We start from the raw sequence: 21,432 nt of genomic DNA on the forward strand, positions 1-21,432 counted from the left end.
TTGCGGGATGTTGCGGGATGTTGTTAGGATGCTGTCTTCCTATCTCGATGGACAACGGATACAGGACCCACGCCAGATGTTTAACGAACTCCGGCCCGCGCCGCGGGCGACCGTTAAACGAGCAGAGCCCATTCCTTGCGGATTGCTGTTTCCTCCAGCCCATAACCGATCAGTACGAGGTAATGCGGACCGCTGTGGGCAATGGACTCCCAACGGAACCGCTTGCCGGCGAATTGGAGGAGATACGTTTGCTCCTGCCGGGAAAACCGGAGATAGCCTTTAGCCCGCAGTACGCCGCTGCCCCATTGTTTGATGAAACGTTCCAGCTTGCTTGCCGGCAGGCTTAGAGGCTCGGGCAAAGGCAGAACGACGGTGCGGATTCTGCTGAAGGAAACGGGGGGATCATCCTTAAGCCCGCCCGAAGATACGTTGCCGGCAGGGTTCCCGCGCAGCTCGCTCCCCGGCCCGCTTCGGAGTGCTCCGGGAGAATAAGCGTGACCCGGCACGATCACCCGGAAAGGGGAGCGCTTCAACGGAACGGCCGTTTTGCCGGGGACCGGCTGCACGCCCTCAAAGAAAGGGCCCAGCGGGACGGCGGCGTTGACGGCATAATGCATCCGCGCCGCGGCATTGTGCTTGCGGGCCATTTCCGCCACTTTGGCGCAATGGGAGGAGGGGGCAAGATCGGTTTTGTTGATGATCAGGTCATCGGCCGTAGCGATCTGACCGCGCAGCGTTCGCACGAGCTGTTTGTCGGCGGCGAATATGCTGTTGTATTCAAGCGCATGCTCGGCATCTACGATCGTAATGACGCGGTGGAGATAGACCCGGCGGACCAACCCCGGCTCGGTAAGCTGCTCTACGATTTCTTCCGGATTGGCCACGCCGGTGAGCTCCAGCAGCAGCAAGTCGGGCGATTGCCGCAGCAGGCTGGCGATGGCTCCTTGGATTTCGTCTTTTTTCGTGCAGCAGATGCAGCCGTCCAGCAGCTTTTCCAGCGGAAAGGCCGTGCCGGATGCGCGGGACACGAGATCGCCGTCGATATCGAGCCGCCCGAGTTCATTCATTAATACACCGGGCCGAAGCCCGCGTTTGCCCGCTTCCTCAAGTAATTTCAGCAGCAGCGTCGTTTTGCCGCTGCCCAAAAATCCGCTTAAAATGATGACCGGCGTGCCTGGCGTGTTACTGTTAGGGTGCATACCTGCAAGCTCCTTTCGGGACATGTCATTGACAAATGGGAGACGTGCTCCTAATATATGTTTATTCGTAACAATTACGTTTAAACAACGAGAATGGAATGAGCTTATGTTAAAACTCAAACGCGGCGACGTGCTGCTGATGGCGTTTCTGGTGCTGGTCGGTTCCGTTTGGCTGCTGCTCCGGGCCGCTGCGGAAAACCGGCAAACCTTTGATCCGTCCGCCCTGGACGCGGTTATAACGGTGGATGGAAAACCTTATGCGACCGTACCCCTGGACGGTCCGGAGCAAACGGTCGATATCCGGACGGAATACGGCCACAATACGTTAAAGGTGTTTAACCAGGGAATTCAAATGGTTTACGCCGATTGCCCGAAAAAAATTTCCATGCAGATGGGTTTCATCTCCCGCCCGGGCGAAACGATCATATGCGTTCCCAACCGGGTGTACGTGGAGATCGTGAGCACCGGAGGCGGGGAACCTGATGATGACGGAATCGACGCTTACGTAAGGTAGCCCCAACGTCCGATCCGCCGACGCTAATGTAAGGCAGCGCTCCTAGTGGCTCCTCCTTTATTCGTCTTGCCCGCTCTCCCAAACCTTCACCGAGTCCCCGCTCGGGTACACGTAAGGCGTGTCCGGCCTGGGGATTTCCTTGATCTGTTCGGCGGCGACGGTGATGATGTTTTTCCCCTGGCGAATCTGCGGCTCGATCGTTCCTTCCACTTCCAGCCAGGCATCCGCCCGAATATTCCTCAGCGGCTCGGCCGAGGTCACGACAACGCCGAACGGAGCCGCGTCCGCCGTGCAGCACATCACCAGGAAGCGGCCGAGAATAAATTCATGGGCGTTCGGCGCTTGGTACACAAACCCGCTCAGTTTGACTTTTTTTCCGCGAAATTGATCCTGGAACAGCTCGATCGCCCCCACCGTTTCCGAGAATATCTCCGGCCGGATCTCGATGATCTCCTCCGGGTACAGCCGCTTGGCCAGTTCGGCGAATTCGGCGTTGTACGGGTCGGGCGCTTTAAACGTCGCCTCCAGTTGCTCTGCGGCAGAGAGGGGGGAGGTCAGGCTCATCCCTCTTTTGGCGGCGGCGGAGCTGCCGAGCGCCTGATCGGGAAGCAGCGCCCCCAGCAGCAGCGGGAGCAGGAACAGGCCGTAGACCGCGGCGTTTTTCCAGCCTGACGCGGACAGCGGGCGCTCGCAGTCGCAGAGGACGGCGGCTTTTTGAAACAATGCCTGATAAGCCAGGGCCACGGCCATCAAAACCAACGCGATCGGGCAGTAGCGGATATACGGTTCCATGGACGGGGCAATATAATATTTCAGCGCTCCCGCTTTGGACAGATGAGCGATGAACAGGGCGAACCCGAGCAGGATCAGCGATCTGGCGAAATAATGGGCCCGAATCACGCGGGGGTGGTTCATCCGGCTCGATACCTCCTTGTTTTTTCCGTTAGGGGCTTAGCCACAGCGCCTCCGTCAGCACGGCCCCCGTAAACACGATCGTACAGATGAGAAAGGCCAGGTAGAGGACGAATTTGGTTTTAAAGACGGAGAGCAGCATCAACCCGTTTTTCAAATCAAGCATCGGCCCGAACACGAGAAAAGCGAGCAGCGAACCCCCGGAAAACGTCTGCAGAAAAGTGGCGGCCACAAAAGCGTCGGACGTGGAGCACAAAGACAGCAGAAATGCAAACCCCATCATAAATACATAGGCGCTGACCGGCCCGCCGCCGATTTCCGCGAGGTTTTCCTTAGCGACAAAAGCCTGGATGCCCGCCGTCAACATGCAGCCGACCAGCAAATATTTGCCCATTTCGAACACTTCGTCCGCGGCGTGCACGAACACGGCCGTCAACTTCCCGCCGCCATGCCCGGGCGTATGCCCTCCATGTTCAACCGTCCCGCGGGCAAAGCTGAGCTTCAGCGGGCCGTCTTTCCAGGTGAGATAGACGATGGCGCCGATCGCCGCGGACACGGCAAAAGCCAGTCCCATCCGGGCGTACACCATTTCGGGATATAAGCGAAAAGCCATGTATGTGGCGCTGAACACGACCGGATTCAGGATAGGTCCCGACAATATAAACACGACCGCCATATAAACGGGCATCCCCTTCTGGATTAATCGGCGAATGAGCGGAATCATCCCGCATTCGCACACGGGGAAGATCAGGCCGAGCAGGCAGGCGCAAAGGATGCCGAGCGCCGGGTTTTTGGGCATAAAGCGGCTGAGGGTCTCCTCGGACACGAACAGATGGAGCAGCGAGGAGAGCAGCGCTCCGACCAGCACGAAGGGCAGCGCCTCCAGTAAAATGCCGATAAAGCTCGTTTTTAACGTCTGCACCTCGTTCAGCGGGACCTGCTTTAAGAGAGCCGGCCCAAGGACTGTCAGGCAGGCCAGCGCAAAAGCAAGCGGAACCAGAAGCGGCAGCAGGCGGCGGGGCCGGGCGATTTTGTTCATGTCGATCTCCTTCAACGAACGGGTTCAAATTTAATGGCAGATAACGGCTTGGCTAAATCATAATTATTACTATTAATTAGCGCCGGATTTCAGAACCGAACTTGTGTGCAATCGAAAAAAAATTCAATCGGATTCGGTTCCGCCCAGCCCGCTCTTCAAGCCGCGAATCTAAAGCTGGCTCCCCCCGATAAAAGAGGCGTTGCCAGCGCGTCATTTATGACGGCGTTTGATCTGGGGGATCGGGCTTGGCTCGATCATTCTCGGCTGGGTTTCCCAATATACCGGATACGAGGTTTTGTTTTTCGTCTGTGCCGGTTCCGTATTCGTATCCGCCATGATTTTCTTAACCTTTGTTATGCGGCGTTTGGCGGAGAAACGGCTGGCTACGGCAGACGCTGCGTCCCCGGTGCCGGCCGAGTGAATAAAAACAAGGCACGGCCGGACAATATGTCCGGACCGCGCCAAAGGGGGAGAAGGAGAAAGTAAATCGTTACAGTGTGCGGAGGTACGCCTTACGGCTCAAGCCCCCACACGAGAGTGCCGTTGAGATAGAGCGGAACGCGCTCCCACTCGGTATAGGATGTTTTCGTCGCATCGTAGGAGAAGTCATCCGTTTCGCTGTAGTTGGACCAGTCCGTCTTGTTGAAGCGGACCTGGATTTCGCCGCTGTCCGCGCCGGGCGCAAGGGTTCCCGCGCCGGGGCCGAAGGAAACTTCCAGATAGTAGTCCGCGCCCTCAGCGCTTTCGTTCAGCTTCACAAAGGTGCCCCTCACGTTCCCGCTGCCGACTACCGCGTAGTCGCAGTGGAACTCCTGCGGTTTGTCTCCGTCAATCGTAAAGTAATAACGGAACTTCACATCGCTGAGGTTGACGGTTTCCTTTCCATTGTTGACGATCTTAAATTGCGCCCGGATATGATTGTCGTTCGGATTCGAGTCGTTCGTTTGGTACTTCAGTTTCAGATCGCCTTCCACCGGTTTTGGCTTTTCCGTCGGGGTAGCGCTGACTTCGGCGGAATCCGGGCTCACGCCGATATCGTTAGCCGCGTTGACGACATAATAATACGTTTGATCGTTGACGACATTTTGATCCAGGTAGACTGCATTCGTAACCGTGGCAATTTCCGTGTAAGGTCCGCCGCTAACTGTTGCGCGCTTCACCGTGTAGCTGTTCGCTCCGGCCGGTTTGCTCCAGGACAACGATACTTGGGCGTCGCCCGCTTCGGCCTTCAGTTTTGTCGGCGCTTTCGGGGCGGTCGGTTCGCCCGGACCGCCGCCGCCGTTGATCAAGCGGTCGTATTCGGCATAAGCCGTGGCCATGTCGACTTGCGACCAGAAGCGGTGGTAAGTGAATTCCGGCGCGCCGTTTTCCCATTTTCCGGTTTGCGCATTCCAGGACGTATTGTATTTATCCTCAAGGTATTTCCAATCGGGATCGTTTTTGATCTCCGGAAGAAGATCGGAATAACTGATATATACGCCGTTGCCGCCTTTGGACGGGTCGGACGGAACCGAATTCGTCCCCGGGATCGTGTTGCCTTGCCCGTATTTGCCGCTCCAGCCCGCCGGGAAGTAGATTTCCTTCGTGAAGTAACGGTAATAATCTTTACGCGGCTCCGGCTTCGTAATGCCGACGCCGTCATTATAGTTCCAAGAAGCATCCAGCAAGTTTTTGGCCAATTTTTCGGCTTGTTCGCCAAGCTCGGTGTATTTGCCGTTTTCAGCCTTCGTACCGGCTGCGTAGAAAGTCAAAGCTTTAACGTAGCTGCCGATTACGCCGAAGTCCTGGCCAGGGTCTTTCGTTACAACGTGCAGGTTTGGATTGCCGGCGTGATTGTCGAACCCGTTCCAGGTTTCCGGTTGGCCTTGCCATTCCAGATTGCCTGGAATCCAGAGTTCGCCCGGCGCTTCGACGGTAGCGATTTGCGGATCCTGTCCGCCGAGCACCCGTTTTCCTTGCTCATCGAGATAATACCCGTCCGCGTCGGAAGCCGGACGGCTGTCCACAAACACGTAATCCATCGACCAATCGATCCATTTATCGAGGACTTGTTTGGCCATTTGGAAGTTTTCCGACGAAGTGTCTCCGTTCGAGGCGAGAATATAATACAATTCCGCGATCCGTTCCACCGGCCATGCCTGCATGCCGAACCAGTTGTTGGACGGCGGGTCGTGGTAGACGGGCGCGCCGTCGTAAGCCATTCCGTAGAACGTGCTCGTTCCGGCCGGATACGCTTTGTAGGCGCCGTCCCAGCTGTTCGTCGCGCCGCCGGCGATCGCTCCTTCGGCGGATTGCAGCCAGGTGTAGAATTCCAGCTGGCGCTTCAGCGAAGTGTCCCAATCCTGTCCGGCTGTCGGTGATTCGGGGATCAGGCCGCCGTCCGGGTTGGAGAGAGCGTAAGCCGCGACCACGTTTTGATACCCTTGGTGAGCGTGGCTGGCCCCGATCCGCCAAGCCCAGTTGGCGTAGTTCCCGAGACCGCCGCCCCAGGACGTATACCAGGCCATCAGATAATGGCTGGCATTTTTGCCGTTGCCGGGAGTCGGGCTGCCGTCCGCGGCGCTGCCGATTTCCTGGAAGTATTTATCGTACATGCCGTAGCGGAGATAGTCGCCCATTTTTCTGGCTTTGTCCAAATACTCTTCGTTGTCGTAGCCCAGCTCTTTTGCCCAGTACATGGCCTGAACGGCCCGGGCGTCGGCGTCGGTGGCGTTGGTGTAGCGCCACTGCGCCGCCGGAGCTTGGTTCTCCTTCGTGAACAGGGACATGAAGCCTTCGCCGGCTTTGCCGAACGACTTGTCATCCTGCGAAGGATGGGGAATCGCTTCCCACACCGATTCCTGCTCGCCGCGTTGGAAGGTATTCACATAGGCCGCCGTATGGTTTGGATTCAGCAGATTTCCGAAGCCGTACCAGTTGTCTACGTCGAGCAGCCAGTGCATCAGGTAAGTCTGGTTGTTCCCGTAAGTTTTCTTCAGCTCGGCGTCCAACGGGTCTTTACCGCCTGCGTATTGGCCGGTGAGATCCGAAGGATAACGGTCGGGCTGCGGATATTCCGCCGCATAGGTAGCCGGGCTGTTCGGGTTGTAATAGTTCATCGTCGGCTGTTCTTCCTTGCCGTCGCCTTCATTGACCGGGATAATATACTTTTCCATGTTGTCCCAGGCCTCTTCAAGCTTGCTCCAATCTTCCGTGTAGTATCCGTACAGCACTTCGAGCCACATCCAGTAGCTGTAGGCCTCCGAGGTCGTCATATGCCCGTAATTGGGCGCTTCGCTCATCAGCGTTTCCACGGAGTGGTAGGGAATGCCTTCGGCCGAGAAATAACCGTTAGCCGGGTCCTTGATCTGGTCGTAAAGCTGCAGGAAGCGGGTTCTTTCCGTGGAAGCGGCCCCGGTTTGAGCGGAGACTGTTGCCGCTGCGTTTTTTGCTGCAGTTTCAGCAGCGGCTTCGGCAGCGGCTCGCCCCGAACCGGAACCGAACAAGCCGGTTCCCACGCTTAGAGATAACACCACGGTCATCAGGATTGAAGCAGGTTTCCTGCATCGATTCCAATGCGTCATCTTTATATCATCCTTTCATGGATATTGGTTTTGGTGACGTTATAAGATTTCCGCAAAATAGCGGGCTTAAGGCTCGACGCCCCAGACGAGCGTTCCGTTCCGGTAAAGCGTCACTTTGTCCCAGTCGGCAAACTGCTGCTGAGATCCGCTGTAGGAATAATCGTCGGATTCGTTATAATTGCTCCAGTCGGTTTTGTTGACGCGGGTTTGGATTTCTCCGCTGTCCGCCCCGGGAGCCAGCTTGCCCGCTCCGGGAGCAAATGAGACCTCCAGGTAGTAATCGCTGCCGTCCGCTGCGCTATCCAATTTCACGAACCGGCCGCTTACGTTGCCGCTGCCGATGAAGGCATAGTCGCAGTTGAACTGCTGGGACTTGTCCCCGTCGATCGTGTAATAGTAGCGCAGAGTGAGCTCGCTGAGCGGAACGGCCTCATCGCCGGTGTTGACGATGCGGAAGTGCGGCCGCAGCTGGTTGTCTCCGGCATTTGTGTCATTATTGCGGTATTGAACCTTCAAATCCCCTTCCGCCGGCGTCTGCGCTTCGCGCGGCTTGGCGCTGACCTGGGCTGAAGGGAGGCTCTCTCCGGCGGCGTTTGTCGCGGTGATGACGTAATAATAGGTCGTATCGTTGATCACCGCGGAATCGGTATACGCGGCCGCGGTCACCGTTCCTACCGTCTCGTAAGGACCGCCGCTGGCCAGCGATCTTTTCACCGAATACGCTTCGGCGCCGTTTACGGCGTTCCAGGACAATTGGACGAAACCGTCGCCCGGAACGGCGCGAACATTGCGCGGGGCGGCCGGTGCCGTCGGTTCTCCCGGATTTCCGCCTCCGGCGGGCAGTTCGCCGAACACGTGGCGGCCGGCGTCAAACACGGGAATGTACGGCGTCTTGACCGGAGAAGCTGCGCCCGTCGCGATTCCCTGGAACGAGAAGTCATTGGCATTGTCCCAAAAATTCGTATTCTCCGGCGCGGCGATGCGGAACTGCACTTCCTTCCGGAAATCCGACTGGCCGCCGGGGTAAATGCGGGTTCCCGAGAAGTCGACCGTCGTGTAGTAAATATGATTGTTCTCGTCATACGGCTGAAGCTGGGATACCGTCGCTCCCTGATTGTAGCCTCCCACCGTAACCTTGATGTCCTCCGGACCGTATCCGGCCTCGATGGCTTCGCTGAGGTCGACGTAGTAGCGGAAGGATATGTCCTCGCTGGCGCGTGCCGGCCAGGCCGAGCGGTTGTTCAGCAGCGCGCGGATTTCCACGAAGTTGCTGCCGCTGACATTAACCGCAGCCTCGACGAACATTTCGTCCTCGCGCTCTTCCGGAGCGGGAAAGGAGGGAAGCGGCTGCTGACCTTGGCCGTGAAGGATCATCATTTTCGCCAAAGCGCCGGTGAAGCCTGCGTTATAATCGGTCGCCACTTCATTGGAGACATAATCGTTGACCGAATCCTTGTAGGTATCGTCTTTGTTAGGTCCCCCGACGAGTGCGCCGTATAGAGTATGGCGATGGTTCTCCGGCACGCTCAGATTGTCGGCCCAGGAGCCGTGGGCAGTGCGGTGATGCGGATGCTCCGGCGGATTGTTGCCGTAACCGACGACATAGCTGCTTTGGCGCGGATTGTCGCCAAGCATGTAAAGAATTTGCCGTTCGGCGAATGAACGCGCGTTTATTTTCTTCGCGGGATCGCTCACCCAGTCGGAGTAAACAAAGGCGAGAAAAGCCTGGTTAGCCGAATAACGCAGGGCTCCCCATTGATCGAGATGGGCCAGTCCCCCCGGTGTATACGCGACGCGTTCACCGGTTCCCGCAACGCCGGTCGTCCAGAATTCCATGTTCTTTTCCGTAGAGCGGACGAACTTGGGATCGCCGGTGATCCGGGCCAGCAGCAGCTGCGCGCCGTAATGCTTGTCGTCCCAGCCTTGCGTCCATTTATAATCCCAATCGCCCTGCTGGTTGGTGCCCCATTCCTTGCTGGCGGCGATCGCCTTATCGAGATACGTTTGATCATCGGTGGCCAAATACAGCCACACCGCGCCCCAGCTCAGTTCGTCGGCGTATCCGCTCCAGGAATTGTAGAACTCCTTGACACCGGTAATGCTGTCGGAATATTTGCCCCGGTACCGGTCGGCGAAGTCGTATAACTCCTTGGCGTGACGAAGCAGCTTGTCCGCGTAAGCCGGGTCGCTGTCCCGAAAAACAATCGAACTTGCGGCGAGCGCCGCGGCCGTTTCCCCGGCCAGATCGGAGCCGGGATGAGCGGCGTCGATTTTGTAGGCGGGCCGCGCCATCGGCATAACCTCCGCCGGTCCCCACCATTTATGGTCCGCGTTGCCGTCCCCTACCTGGCCCCACAGTTCGTTCGGGGCCGTGTGGGCTTTCATGAAATAATCCGTCGCCCAGCGGATATTATCCAAAATTTCATCAAGCTGCCCGGACTGTTCGTATCCTTCCCGGTACTCATAAACCGACCAGGCAAGCATAGTTGCGGTAGAGGCCATGGGAAACCCGAATTTGACATGGTCTCCGGCATCGTACCATCCTCCCGTCAGGTCGTGGCCGACGTCCGCACCGTCCTGAAGCCCAGAATCGCCGCGCCACTCCACGCGGTTGTTTTCCGGGAGCTTGCCCGACCGCTGGGCTTCATAGAAATACATCGATTTTTGCAGCGCTTCGGCGTAGTTATAATCCGATGCCGCCGCGTTTGCTGCAGGAGAGAAAGCGCCCCATCCCGAATAACCCGTAAGCGCTATCATGAGGCTAAATGACAGCATACCACCTTTCCTGATCCTTTTGCCCATTTGCTAGATTCCATCCTCCTTCTTAAGAGATTCTACGAGAAAACAAAAGATGCGGCGCTTGCTGGCCGAACAGCCCTCGTTTCTCCTAAAACCCGAAATTATGCCGGCCGGAGTAACGTCTAAACCAATAAAACGATCCGTTCACCTCACTTTCAGTTTCAATATAAGGGGGTGAGTAACAGACTAGCGAGAGGATAAGTTATCCGACCTACCCATAATATACCAAAAGGAGCAATAGAATTCTATAATCGACAACTAATATTTATCAAAAATCTACAAAATATTACTTTGGAACTATCATTTATAAAATTTAAGGCGTTCGAATTTCCGTGCATAGAAGAGGCCGCCCTTAACCTGATCCGGTCAGGGGCAGCCTTTAGGTTGGCGGGCATCTTATGCCCGGGCCGGCTCGATATTTTTGCCGTAGAAGATTTCATCCATTTCCGCAACGAGCCTTTCTGTCATTTCCTTTTGCTCCTCGGGCGTCAGCGTCTCTTTCGTGTAACCGAACAAATAATTGTTTAAATCAAACTGCTTCAGCCTGCATTTCGTATGAAAAATATGCTCCTGATACACGTTGACGTCGATCATTTGATAAAGTTCGATCACTTCATCGGGAATATAATTTTGAATGGAGCTGATATCGTGGTCGATAAACAGCTTCTGGCCGTTGATGTCCCGGGTGAACCCTCTGACCCGGTAATCGATCGTCATGATGTCCGAATCAAACGAATGGATCAGATAGTTGAGCGCCTTCAGGGGAGAAATTTCACCGCAGGTGGAGACGTCGATATCGGCCCGGAAGGTACTGATGCCTTCGTTCGGATCGTATTCCGGATACGTATGGACGGTGATATGGCTTTTGTCGAGCTGCATGACGACGGACTCGGGAAGCGGGCCGGGAGATTCGGCCAAAGATTCGGTAGGCACCTCTACCACCGGGCCTTCGGAGACGAGCATCGTGACGCTGGCCCCCTGGGGGACATAATCCTGGTTGGCGATGTTCAGAACATGGGCGCCGATGATGTTCGCCACGTTGCCAAGAATGTTCGTCAGACGGTCCGAATTGTACTCGTCGTCGATATAGGCGATATACGCTTCGCGCTCTTCCTTCGTCCGGGTGTAACAAATATCGTACATATTAAAGCTTAACGTCTTGGTCAGATTGTTGAACCCATGCAGTTGAACGCGCTGCTGCGGCGTCAGCTTCATCAGGCAATCCCCTCCAGTATAGGTTTACCCTAATTTTTATTCCCAATCTGGCGGGAAAAAAACGCGAGCACCCGGGGTTTTTATGCTCCTCGGGTACTCGCGTTCGGCATGTATCAATCACAACATCGATTTGTTCCGATTAGGACACGGTAATCGAACATTACGGTCAGCTCCGGCTGCCGGGTGACGCGGGCCGCCTGGTCCGCCGGCAGATTCCAAAGCAAGGGGGTCATCGCCACCAAATGCCGGATCTCGTCATGCCGCAGCGTGACGGGATATTGAATCCGCCGGGAAAGGACGAGCTCAAAATGCTCGGCAAACCGTTCGACGGTGCGGGCATTCGAGTACGATTTTTTCGCGCTGTCTCCGTAAAACCGTGCGCGCAAAGGCTGCAAATACTCCGTTTCGGGAACGACCTTGATCAGCAGCCCGCCGGGCGCAAGCAGACGTTTAAACTCCGCGTAATTGGAAGGCGACAGCAGGTTGAGAATGCCGTACATTCCCCCGTCCGCAAAGGGGTTTTGGGCCAAGTCGGAAACGCACCATAGGATATCGTGACGCTCCTTACGGCCGTTTTGGACGTCTGCTGCGGCATGTTTGGCTGCCAGGCGGATGCCTTCCTTGGAAATGTCGATGCCGATTCCCAGGGGAGCGCCCAGCGGTCCGGTCCCTAGCTTGTGCAAAATAGCGGACAGATGGGAGCCTTCGCCGCAGCCCGCATCCATGATTACAGGTTTATCGGGAGCCAAGGCGGGCAGCCGGTTGGCGATTTCGCCGCAAAGGGCGGAGATCAGCGGTTCGAAATAACCGCGCTCATGCAGAAGCCGGCGCGCTTCAAACAGCCGCCCGTCGTATTTAGTCGTTTTGGCGGCGCGCGGCAGCAGATGTACGTACCCCGGCTTGGCCAAATCAAAGCAATGCCCCTGCGGGCAGATCAGGCTTTTTAAATGGTCAACGGCCATGCGGCCGGAACAGATCGGGCAAATAAACAGATGCGCATATTCGGCAAAAAGGGATTGCCATGCAGTAATTTTTCCATTGGCGGACATAGAAGCACCCCATTCTCATTCGTATTTACGTGAATGAAAAAAGGCACAGATAAATAAACCCGGCAGCTACAATTCAAAAAAAGCCGAGTTTACGCCATCCGTACCTTTCATTAACGTAAGCGAATGTAATGGATCATGATTCAAAAGTCACTCCAATGCGAATGTGATCCTTACTATTATACCTTTCCGCAGACGTGTCATTCAACATCTATTGTGCCTCTGTCTCCACCGTGTAACTGAAGGAATGCCACACTCCGAAATTGTCTTTGACCGTGATTCCCCGCCGTCCTCCCATGGCGGCATCCAGGTAGTAGGGATAGCTTCTGCCTCCGGTGTAATGGCCGCGGTAGGAGCCGGCGAACGTGACGGGAACGGCCTCGAACCGGATTTCGCGAGGCGTTACGCTAAGCGCTCGGGTCGTTTGCTTGGAAGTGCCGTAGTTGGCTTCCACCGTTTGCTGCACGCTGCTTTCGGCCTTCAGCATGTTGATGTCGCTTTGCATCGCGGTGAGCGTCTCGCGAACCCCCGAAATATCGGCCGCTCCTCCGGCCCCGATCGCGGGGATGCAAAGGCGCTGGCCAACCCGCAAGGCCTTCGGATCCGTTCCCGGGTTGGCCTCCAAAATGCTTGAAACGCTGACTCCGTAGGCTTGCGCTATGGCGTATAGCGTATCTCCGGGCTCAATGATTTTTGAGAAATGATTGGGCGGGCAGGATGGGATGCAGATCACCTGGCCGATCTGGAGATTGTTCGGGTCGACTCCCGGATTGGCCGCGAGGATACGGGACACGCTCGATTCCAGCCGGAAGGCGATGTAATTCAGCGTATCTCCGGGCTGAACCGTATAAGGGTAGTGCTCTGCGGGGCACTGCCGATAGTAGTAATTAAACAAGGAAACGTTCTCCCTTCTATGAACGGTTTTCCTATACACTATGCGGATGCTGGGCGTCTGTTACCCTCATCCTTCCCGATGCTGAAAAGCCGACTTTTTGAACATTCATTTATAGGTGAATCCGCGGTTTGGTGTATATTGGTTTTATGGCTTATGGCGGTTGCCCAAATCAAACTCAGGAGGACGGAACATGACGGTTTATATTGCGCTGCTGCGGGGCATTAACGTCGGCGGCAAAAACATGATCAGGATGGCGGATTTGAAACGTTCTTTAACGGACAATGGTTTAAAAGAGGTGCAAACCTATATTCAAAGCGGAAATGTGCTGTTCGTATCGGATGAGGAGGAGGAAGCGCTGCGCGTGCGGATCGAACAGATTATCCGCCAGGACTTCGGCTTGGACGTCCCCGTCGTTTTAAGAACGTCGGCGGAACTGCGAGGCGCAGCGGCAGGCTGCCCGTTTACGGCGGAGGAAATATCCGCGGCGGAAGCGGCTTCCGCGGGAGAATGCTTGTACGCGGCGTTCTTGCAAGGCGAGCCTTCGGCGGAGGCGCTGGAGCGATTTGCCGTTTACGCGAACGACAAGGAGCAGTTCCGCGCGGCCGGCCGTGAGGTTTATCTGCTGTTCTCGGACAGCGTCCGCAACTCCAAGCTGGCGGCGAATCTGCAGAAGCTGGACGAATCCGCCACCGTTCGCAACTGGAAGACGGTAAACAAGCTTGTGTCTTTGGCCGAAGGCTTGGAGAAGCAGCAGTAGAAGTCAGTACTGGTTTGTCGGGTCCGGTTCTTGGTCCGGCGGCCAGCTAAAGGCACTTCTAGGTGCCTATGTTACCGCAAAGTGCGTACTGTTAATTTCACGAGCTATGAGTGCATAATAACATATTGGATCAGAAATTATCAGGAGAGTTACGGAGGGATGGGTTATGGATTTGCAACTTCAGGGGAAAACGGCGCTCGTTACCGGGTCCACGGCCGGCATCGGCAAAGCGATCGCCGCTTCGCTGGCGGCGGAAGGCGCGGCCGTGCTTGTAAATGGCCGAAGCGTTGAGAAAGTAAATCAAGCCATCGCGGAGATTCAAGCGCGGTATCCTGCGGCGGTGCTGAGACCGGCGGCTGCCGATTTAGGCACGGAGGATGGGTGCAACAAGGTGATGGACGATTACCCGGAGCTCGACATTTTAATTAACAATCTCGGGATTTTTGAGCCGGCCGAGTATTTCGATATCCCCGACGAGCAATGGTTCAAGTTTTTTGAAGTCAATGTGATGAGCGGCGTCCGGTTGACCCGCGGGTATTTAAAACGGATGCTGGAAAAAGGGACGGGGCGGGTCATCTTCGTCGCCAGCGAAGCCGCGGTGATGCCGTCATTGGAAATGGCGCATTACAGCGCGACAAAAACGATGCAGCTTTCGGTGTCCCGCAGCTTGGCCGAGTTGACGAAAGGGACCGGCGTCACGGTCAATACGGTCATGCCCGGCTCGACGCTGACCGAAGGGGTGGAGAAGATGCTGGACACGCTGTACCCGAATGAGCAGCTGACGATCGAAGAGGCGGAAAAGAAATTCATGGCGGAAAACCGGCCGACTTCGATCATCCAGCGGCTGATCCGTCCGGAGGAAATCGCCCATTTCGTGACTTACTTGAGCAGCCCGCTATCCTCGGCGATCAACGGCGCCGCATTGCGGATCGACGGGGGACTCGTGCGAAGCGTATTCTAAGGTTGAAATTCATGACTCAACTTTCGCTATATGAAATTGGCAAGCAGGGCCATTGATGTAATTGGGGATATCCACCTTCTACCGAAAAAAAATAACGTTTTTCATGGGAAGAAGACGGTCGTATAGGATCAAATGCAAAAGTGTTTTCCATTCTTCGTAAATTACCATTTTGGAGCGATTGAAGTGCAAAAGTACATCTCATTTAGGGCTGGATGATAAAAAAGCAGCTTTTGACCGGAAATGAACTGCCTTTTTACATTTGAACCATCGGTTTGGAGGAGTTTCGACAAAAATCGCCTGCACTTTTGCATTTCGCGGGATTTGCTCCACCTGCTTTTAAGTTGGTTTTCGTTTTGCGAAAGTTGAGTTACAAATTCGGAAGCTGCCAATCGATTTCGGGAAGTCCCTTGGCGCGCAGAAACTGATTTGCCCGCGAAAAAGGCCGGCTGCCCAAAAATCCGCGATGAGCGGACAAGGGGCTGGGGTGCGGCGTCCGGATCTGGTGATGGTTATTGTTGCTGATGAGCGCCGCTTTTTTCTGGGCATGGCTGCCCCACAGCAGGAACACGACCGGCTCTTCTTTTTGGTTCAACGTCTCGATCACTTTGTCGGTGAAGTTCTCCCAGCCCATATCCTTGTGGGAATTCGGCGTGTCCGCGCGCACGGTCAGCACCGTGTTGAGCAGCAGCACGCCCTGCTTGGCCCATGGAACGAGATAGCCGTTATTGGGGATGGAGCAGCCGAGATCGTCCTGCAGCTCTTTGAAAATATTTTGCAGGGATGGAGGCGGCTTGATTCCCGGTTTCACGGAAAAGCTTAGCCCGTGGGCTTGCCCCGGCCCGTGATACGGGTCCTGACCTAAAATGACGACTTTCGTATCGGCAAAAGAAGTATAATGGAGCGCGTTGAAAATATCGTACATGTCGGGATAAATCGTGCGTGTTCTATATTCGTTCGCCAGAAATTTGCGCAGGTTCAAATAATACGGTTTCGCGAATTCGGCCTCCAGGAAGGGGGCCCAATCATTTTTCAGAATAGTCAAAACATTTGTCACCTCGAGTTTAAATCTAGCGGACCGACGCTGGAAAGAACGCGGCAATCTGCGGATGGATACCCACCTCATAAAAATAGAGGAACTTTATGGCCCTATTTCCCAGAACAGGCCATGTTCATCTTCATTGGCGGAATTTTTTGCCCTTATTTTCCTATGGACGTTGTGAAATGCGGTCATTTCCCTTACGTTTTGAGAAAATAACGCCATAAATTTCCTCTATTTCACTCAACTTGGGGGATATCGCCGAAATAGCGACATTTTTTTCCCTTATGTTTCGTTCCGCAAGAGGAGCCGCCGCCGCCCGCCGCCATACTCACGTTATTCCAGCACCGTTTGCTAGTTTGTTAAGGTTAAATTTCGACAAAGTTTTGTAAAGTTCCTGCTTTGGCGGAGAGAAAGTGTTCAAGTTATCCTGGCCGGGGACATGCTCCGATACGCAAAAAGACCGCGCCCGGCGAGGCCGAGGCGGCGGTCCATAAGGAGGAACCCGGGAGTCCGGGGTTACAGCGATTTTTTCCAGTCGGCAGCGAACTTTTCCAATCCCTGATCGGTTAATGGGTGTTTGGTCAACTGTTCGATCACGCCGAACGGAATCGTGGCGATATGCGCGCCGGCCAGCGCGACGCGGGTCACATGGTCCGGGTGGCGTACGGAGGCGGCGATGATCTGCGATTCCAGCCCGTGGATGCGGAATACTTCCGCGACTTTCGATACCAGTTGCACGCCGTCTTCGGAAATATCGTCCAGGCGGCCGAGAAACGGCGATACGTACGTGGCGCCCGCGCGTGCGGCGAGCAGCGCCTGGTTGACGGTGAAGATGAGCGTCACGTTGGTTTTTACGCCTTTTTGGGAAAGATAACGGCAGGTTTCCAGCCCGGCGAGCGTCATCGGCAGCTTGATCGTAATCTTGGGATCGTTGTTGTTGATTTTGATCAGCTCGTTGGCCTCGGCGATCATGTCTTCTGCGGTGAGGGCGTCGGGCGTCACTTCGGCGGAGACGGATTCGACTTCGGGTACGGTCTGCAGGATTTCGGCAATCCGGTCCTCGAATTTCACGCCTTCCTTGGCAACGAGGGAAGGATTGGTCGTCACTCCGGACAAAACACCAATTTTGTAAGCTTTTTTGATGTCTTCCACATTCGCTGTGTCGATAAAAAATTTCATCGTCCTTACCTCCAATTTTAGATTTTTTGGCTTTATTTGATCGACAAGGCTTCCCGAACGCCGTTTGCGGCGGATGAAGCTGCGGCGCCGGCGTCGGCTTCCTCGTCGAACCACCAACGATACCCGTCTTTCGCGAGCAATTCGTTCGCTGCCTCCGGACCGAAGGAGCCGGCCGGGTAATCGTGAAGGGGAACCCGGTCAGCCGCAAAAGCGTCCAGAATCGGTTGAACCCATTTCCAGGACAGCTCTACTTCGTCCCAATGCGCAAAATAAGTGGAATCCCCGCGCAAAGCGTCGAAAATCAAGTTTTCGTATGCTTCGGGAACCGCGTTGCCGGTTTGTTCCGACCCGATCAGCACCGGGGTAAGATCCTGTTTATGGGAAACTCCCCCCGAATTCAATTGCAGGTAAATGCCTTCATTCGGGCTGATTTCAAACACCAGGAGATTGGGGGCCTGCCCGCCTTTTTTCGCGGCGGCCTGCTTGATCGGCTCTTTGAATTCGATCACGATCCGCGTCGATTTCTCCTTCATGCGTTTCCCGGTCCGGATGTAGAACGGGATTCCCCGCCAAAAGGCATCGTCGATCTGCAGCTTGGCGGCGATAAATGTGTCGTTGCGGGAGTCCTTGGCGATGCCGGGCTCGGATGTATAGCCGGCGACGGGTTTGCCTTGAATGACTCCATTAGTATATTGCCCGCGAACCACGTTTACTCCCACATTTTCAACCGATAACGGTTCAAGCGATTCCATCACCAGCTTTTTGTTTTGACGGACCTGCTCCATGCTGTTGCTGCTCGGCAGATGGCTGGCCAGCATCATCAGGAGCTGGAGCATATGGTTTTGGAACATATCCCTGACGGCGCCGGATTTATCGTAATAACCGGCCCGCTCCTCAACGCCGACCGTCTCGCTGGCCGTAATTTGCACATTGGCGATGTAACGGTTGTTCCAGGCCGCTTGCAGCACCGGATTCGTCTGCTGCAGCACCTCCAGCTTCTGAACCATCCGTTTGCCGAGATAGTGGTCGATCCGGTAAATTTCCTCTTCGGTAAAAGCTTTGCCGAGCTGCGCGTTAAATTGGCGGGCGGATTCCAAATCGCGTCCAAACGGCTTTTCGATGATCAGCCGCTTCCAGCCTTTGGAAGAGCCGAGCCCGCTTTCCTGAATGTTGGTGCTGATCGTTTCGAACAGCTCGGGCGCCACCGACAAATAGAACATCCGGTTAGGGGCAGCCCCCAAGGCTTGCTCCCGCTGCTCGATCAACCGCAGCAAAGTTTGGTAATCCTCTTTACGATCCACGTCGAGCACTTGGTAGCGGAACATGCTCAGAAAACGGGCCAAGGCTCCGGAATCATCGGCATCCCGTCTGGAAAAGCTGCGCAGAGATTGTTCGATGTTCGCCCGGAAGGTGTCATCGGACCACTCTCTTCGGCCAAGGCCAATCAGGGAAAAAACCTGCGGCAGCTTGCCGTCGAGATATAAATTAAACAGGGCCGGATAAATTTTCCGTTTGGCCAAATCTCCTGTCGCCCCAAACAAAACAAATGTGCTGGCTTCCATACGTTTCTCTCCTCTCGCATAGCTTCTCTATGGTCATATTAGATGAACGGAAGACGGGATCAAATAACCCTATCTCCTATCTGTAAGCTATGGTATCTTTTTTCATAATCCACTATAATACGAATAGACTTCATATATGTAATTAATATATTTGACAGGAGATATAGATCACATCTATGAGCATAAATTATGAATTATACAAAGTGTTTTATTGGGCCGCTAAGACAGGCAGCCTGACGCAAGCCGCCAACGCCCTATACCTCACTCAGCCGAGCGTAAGCCACGCGATCAAACAGCTGGAGGAAAGCTTCGGGCTGACTTTGTTTTACCGGAATTCCAAGGGGGTCTCGCTAACCCAGGAGGGGGCCGTCCTTTATTCCTATATCGAACAGTCGCATATTTTAATGACGACAGCCGAGCAGAAAATGGCCGAGCTGAAAAACCTCGACAGCGGCGAGCTGCGGATCGGCGGCAGCGATTCGCTGTTCAAGCATTATTTGCTGCCCTTCGTGGAGGCGTTCCACGTTCGGTATCCGGGGATCGGCATTCATCTGCTGCACGGGACGACACCGGAGATTATGACGTTTCTGAAAGAGGGGAAAATCGATTTGGGCGTCGCCCGGATGCCGATTGTGGACGCGCAGATTGAGGTTCGCCAGGGGATCGAGCTGCAGGATTGCTTTGTGGCGGGCTGCCGTTTTTATGAGGAGCTTAGGGACAAGGTGCTGACGCTGGAGGAACTGATGAAATATCCGCTGATTCTGTTCTCGCGCAACAGCCGGGCGCGGATGGCCATTACGGAGCTGTTTCAGGACTTCGGCTTTGAGCTGAAGCCCGAAATCGAGGTCGGCAGCGTGGGGCTGCTGATCGAGATGGCGCGCAGGGGGCTGGGGATTTCTTACGTGGCGCGGGAATTCGTGTCCAAAGAGCTGGAGGAGGGCTCCCTGTTCGAAATTAGGCTGGACGTCAAACTGCCGCCGTCCCAGGTCGGCATCATGAACATGCGGAATATGCCGCTTTCGCAAGCGGCCCGCCGGTTTATCGAGAGTTTTAAATAGGGGGACCGCGAAAAACTAGCTTTGAAGTGCCGTTAACACGTTTCATTAAGGGCCTTATAGGAGTTAATCATAAATAATTGCATTTCTTACACTTGGCATAGAGCGCTTGATCCGCAAGTGGCGATAGTTGTAAAAAGTACAACTAAAAACAAGGGACAGAGGAATAAGCGAAATTTTGCTCCGGTTTAACTGCAGGTTTTGCAATTAAACCGGAAGGAGCAAAAAATAGTCCAAAAATAATTGTATGTTTTGCACTTACCCTAAATTCAGGCATCCGCGTCCAGCATGGCCGGCACATTGATTTCTTTTATGCACGAAGCGTTTGACAGATGAATGACGAATCTGACCAGTTCAACGATATCCTGCAGGGGGATTTGGGCTCCACGGTAAGCCGCCCAGACCGCTTCGACGCCGGCTTCATAAGGCATTTGGGTAGCCAGTTCCCCCGGATTAATGCAGGTTACACCGATGGCGTGCGGCTTAAGATGCTCCCTTAACGCATTAGCTGCGCCGCGCAGACCAAACTTGGATGCGGCAAAAGCGACCTGGGATATATGATTGTTCTCCAGTCCAGCGGTCGAACCGATCAGAACGATTTTGCCCCGGTCCGATTGTTTCAGATTAGGCAGCAGCTTCTGAATGCAGGTGATCGCGGAGGTCAAGTTTACCTGGAGGATGGCGGATATGTGCTGCGGGTCGTCTTTTTCAAAATCATAGTCTGGGCTGAACCCCCGGCTTTCCCAGATCCCGACGTTATAGATGAGCACGTCGATGACCGCGCCCTGAAGCGCTTTGGCGATCATGCTTCCGGCATCCGGCGAAGCGAGGTCGGCTTCAATCCAATGGCGGCGTACGCCATCCTTGAGCTCCAAACTTTGCGGACGGTTGCGGGAAACGATCCACACGGTATCCCCTGCGGCGGGCAAGGCTTTGGCGAACGCGCCGCCCAAGCCTTTGCTGGCTCCGAAAATAATAAAGCTGCGGCCGGTTGCCGGCTTGGCTTCGCCGGAAATCGCCGGTAGGATATCCTCTTTGAGGATCGCAAAGGTCTGATGGTCCCGCCATTCTCCGTTAATTTTTACGTTTTTGCGGGCAAGCCCTTCTTTCTTAAACCCCGCTTTCAACAGCACCTGCATCGATGCGGCATTATGCGGCATCACCCCGGCTTCGATCCGGTGAAGGTCCAACTCCTCAAACGCATATCGGACGATAAGCCTTACGGCTTCCGTCATGTAGCCTTGGCCGTTGTAAGCTTGATCGAGGAAATAGCCGATCCAGCAGCCTTGCAGATTTCCGCGGGCGACCTCGGTTAACATCACTTCGCCGATCACTTCATCCGAGCCCGGGAAAAAAATCAAGAAAAGGTAGGCTTGATCGGCTTCGCTTTGTTCCAAAAATCTGCCGATTCTGTCCGCCTGCCCCTCATAAGTATAAAAAGATCCGTCCTTTTTGCCGCTGAATTGCTGAAAAAACGGCCGGTTTCTTACCTCGAGATCCAGCAGGGACTGGGCGTCTTCCTTGGCGGCTGGTTTCAGTATAATTCGTTTTCCTTGCAACAGCATGTTGCGCCTCCTTTTTGCGAAATCTGCAGCAGGTAACCCATTCAAGGAAGTTCGTTTCATTATAACATCCGGGACTTTATTGCACCACGCTCCTGCAAATACGTTCCTCCGCTAATAAAACCATCAAAGATG

At 54.9% G+C, this 21,432-nt stretch carries 16 protein-coding genes and 2 pseudogenes; 5 read left to right on the plus strand and 13 right to left on the minus strand.

The window, feature by feature from the left end; translation table 11 throughout:
• Nucleotides 1-113: 113 nt before the first annotated feature.
• Nucleotides 114-1,199, minus strand: a complete 1,086-nt coding sequence (locus NYE74_RS31780; RefSeq protein WP_170179971.1) for a CobW family GTP-binding protein — start codon at nucleotides 1,197-1,199, stop codon at nucleotides 114-116.
• 106 nt (nucleotides 1,200-1,305) lie between these two features.
• On the opposite strand from NYE74_RS31780, the gene NYE74_RS31785 reads away from it, so the two are divergent.
• Nucleotides 1,306-1,713 carry a NusG domain II-containing protein gene (locus tag NYE74_RS31785; protein WP_036625008.1) on the plus strand — a complete coding sequence of 136 codons (408 nt, stop codon included), beginning with the start codon at nucleotides 1,306-1,308 and terminating at the stop codon, nucleotides 1,711-1,713.
• 57 nt (nucleotides 1,714-1,770) lie between these two features.
• Here the strand turns inward: NYE74_RS31785 and NYE74_RS31790 are convergent, their stop codons facing one another.
• Together NYE74_RS31790 and NYE74_RS31795 are read right to left on the minus strand one after the other, a co-directional pair.
• Nucleotides 1,771-2,628 (minus strand): TIGR03943 family putative permease subunit, encoded by an 858-nt coding sequence (locus NYE74_RS31790; RefSeq protein WP_341005517.1) that lies wholly within the window; start codon nucleotides 2,626-2,628, stop codon nucleotides 1,771-1,773.
• A gap of 28 nt (nucleotides 2,629-2,656) precedes the next feature.
• Nucleotides 2,657-3,664, minus strand: a complete 1,008-nt coding sequence (locus tag NYE74_RS31795) for a permease (protein WP_341005518.1) — start codon at nucleotides 3,662-3,664, stop codon at nucleotides 2,657-2,659.
• 126 nt (nucleotides 3,665-3,790) lie between these two features.
• Here NYE74_RS31795 and NYE74_RS31800 point away from each other — a divergent pair.
• Nucleotides 3,791-4,085: pseudogene (locus NYE74_RS31800) on the plus strand (MFS transporter); the annotation flags it as partial.
• 91 nt (nucleotides 4,086-4,176) lie between these two features.
• Here the strand turns inward: NYE74_RS31800 and NYE74_RS31805 are convergent.
• The 5 genes from NYE74_RS31805 to NYE74_RS31825 all read right to left on the minus strand — a co-directional run bounded on the left by NYE74_RS31805 (nucleotide 4,177) and on the right by NYE74_RS31825 (nucleotide 13,182).
• A complete protein-coding gene (locus tag NYE74_RS31805; RefSeq protein WP_227872672.1) occupies nucleotides 4,177-7,227 on the minus strand; it encodes a glycoside hydrolase family 48 protein in 3,051 nt (1,016 codons plus the stop codon).
• Between the two features lie 66 nt (nucleotides 7,228-7,293).
• Nucleotides 7,294-9,984: a glycoside hydrolase family 9 protein gene (locus tag NYE74_RS31810; RefSeq protein ID WP_445323433.1), complete on the minus strand. Its 2,691-nt coding sequence runs from the start codon at nucleotides 9,982-9,984 to the stop codon at nucleotides 7,294-7,296.
• Nucleotides 9,985-10,422: 438 nt separating this feature from the next.
• The gene (gene speD / locus NYE74_RS31815) at nucleotides 10,423-11,241 is read right to left on the minus strand and encodes an adenosylmethionine decarboxylase (protein WP_036624997.1); all 819 of its coding nucleotides are present in this window, start codon (nucleotides 11,239-11,241) and stop codon (nucleotides 10,423-10,425) included.
• A 113-nt stretch (nucleotides 11,242-11,354) separates the two neighbouring features.
• Entirely contained in the window at nucleotides 11,355-12,290 is a 936-nt protein-coding gene (locus NYE74_RS31820) for a putative RNA methyltransferase (protein ID WP_341005520.1), read from the minus strand.
• Nucleotides 12,291-12,498: 208 nt separating this feature from the next.
• Nucleotides 12,499-13,182, minus strand: coding sequence for a LysM peptidoglycan-binding domain-containing protein (locus tag NYE74_RS31825; RefSeq protein ID WP_036624995.1), 684 nt, complete (start codon nucleotides 13,180-13,182; stop codon nucleotides 12,499-12,501).
• A gap of 190 nt (nucleotides 13,183-13,372) precedes the next feature.
• Between NYE74_RS31825 and NYE74_RS31830 the strand changes: the two genes are divergently transcribed.
• Together NYE74_RS31830 and NYE74_RS31835 are read left to right on the plus strand one after the other, a co-directional pair.
• Nucleotides 13,373-13,939 (plus strand): DUF1697 domain-containing protein, encoded by a 567-nt coding sequence (locus tag NYE74_RS31830; RefSeq protein WP_036624992.1) that lies wholly within the window; start codon nucleotides 13,373-13,375, stop codon nucleotides 13,937-13,939.
• Between the two features lie 166 nt (nucleotides 13,940-14,105).
• A complete protein-coding gene (locus NYE74_RS31835) occupies nucleotides 14,106-14,900 on the plus strand; it encodes an SDR family NAD(P)-dependent oxidoreductase (protein ID WP_036624991.1) in 795 nt (264 codons plus the stop codon).
• A gap of 367 nt (nucleotides 14,901-15,267) precedes the next feature.
• Here NYE74_RS31835 and NYE74_RS31840 read toward each other — a convergent pair whose 3' ends face one another.
• From NYE74_RS31840 to zwf, 3 genes are all read right to left on the minus strand, one after another.
• Nucleotides 15,268-15,942 (minus strand): uracil-DNA glycosylase, encoded by a 675-nt coding sequence (locus tag NYE74_RS31840; protein ID WP_036624989.1) that lies wholly within the window; start codon nucleotides 15,940-15,942, stop codon nucleotides 15,268-15,270.
• Nucleotides 15,943-16,455: 513 nt separating this feature from the next.
• Entirely contained in the window at nucleotides 16,456-17,118 is a 663-nt protein-coding gene (gene fsa, locus NYE74_RS31845; protein WP_036624988.1) for a fructose-6-phosphate aldolase, read from the minus strand.
• A 32-nt stretch (nucleotides 17,119-17,150) separates the two neighbouring features.
• Complete coding sequence (gene zwf / locus NYE74_RS31850) at nucleotides 17,151-18,680, minus strand: glucose-6-phosphate dehydrogenase (RefSeq protein WP_036624987.1); 1,530 nt, start codon at nucleotides 18,678-18,680, stop codon at nucleotides 17,151-17,153.
• Between the two features lie 176 nt (nucleotides 18,681-18,856).
• Between zwf and NYE74_RS31855 the strand changes: the two genes are divergently transcribed.
• On the plus strand, nucleotides 18,857-19,738 hold the full coding sequence (locus NYE74_RS31855) for a LysR family transcriptional regulator (protein ID WP_036624986.1): 882 nt from the start codon (nucleotides 18,857-18,859) through the stop codon (nucleotides 19,736-19,738).
• Between the two features lie 266 nt (nucleotides 19,739-20,004).
• On the opposite strand, the gene NYE74_RS31860 is transcribed toward NYE74_RS31855, so the two are convergent.
• A complete protein-coding gene (locus NYE74_RS31860; protein WP_371860959.1) occupies nucleotides 20,005-20,778 on the minus strand; it encodes an SDR family NAD(P)-dependent oxidoreductase in 774 nt (257 codons plus the stop codon).
• 24 nt (nucleotides 20,779-20,802) lie between these two features.
• Nucleotides 20,803-21,360, minus strand: a pseudogene (locus NYE74_RS31865) (GNAT family N-acetyltransferase); the annotation flags it as partial.
• Nucleotides 21,361-21,432: the final 72 nt, after the last annotated feature.

Source organism: Paenibacillus sp. FSL P4-0127 (genome assembly GCF_038007325.1).
Classification (GTDB): Bacteria; Bacillota; Bacilli; order Paenibacillales; family Paenibacillaceae; genus Fontibacillus; species Fontibacillus macerans.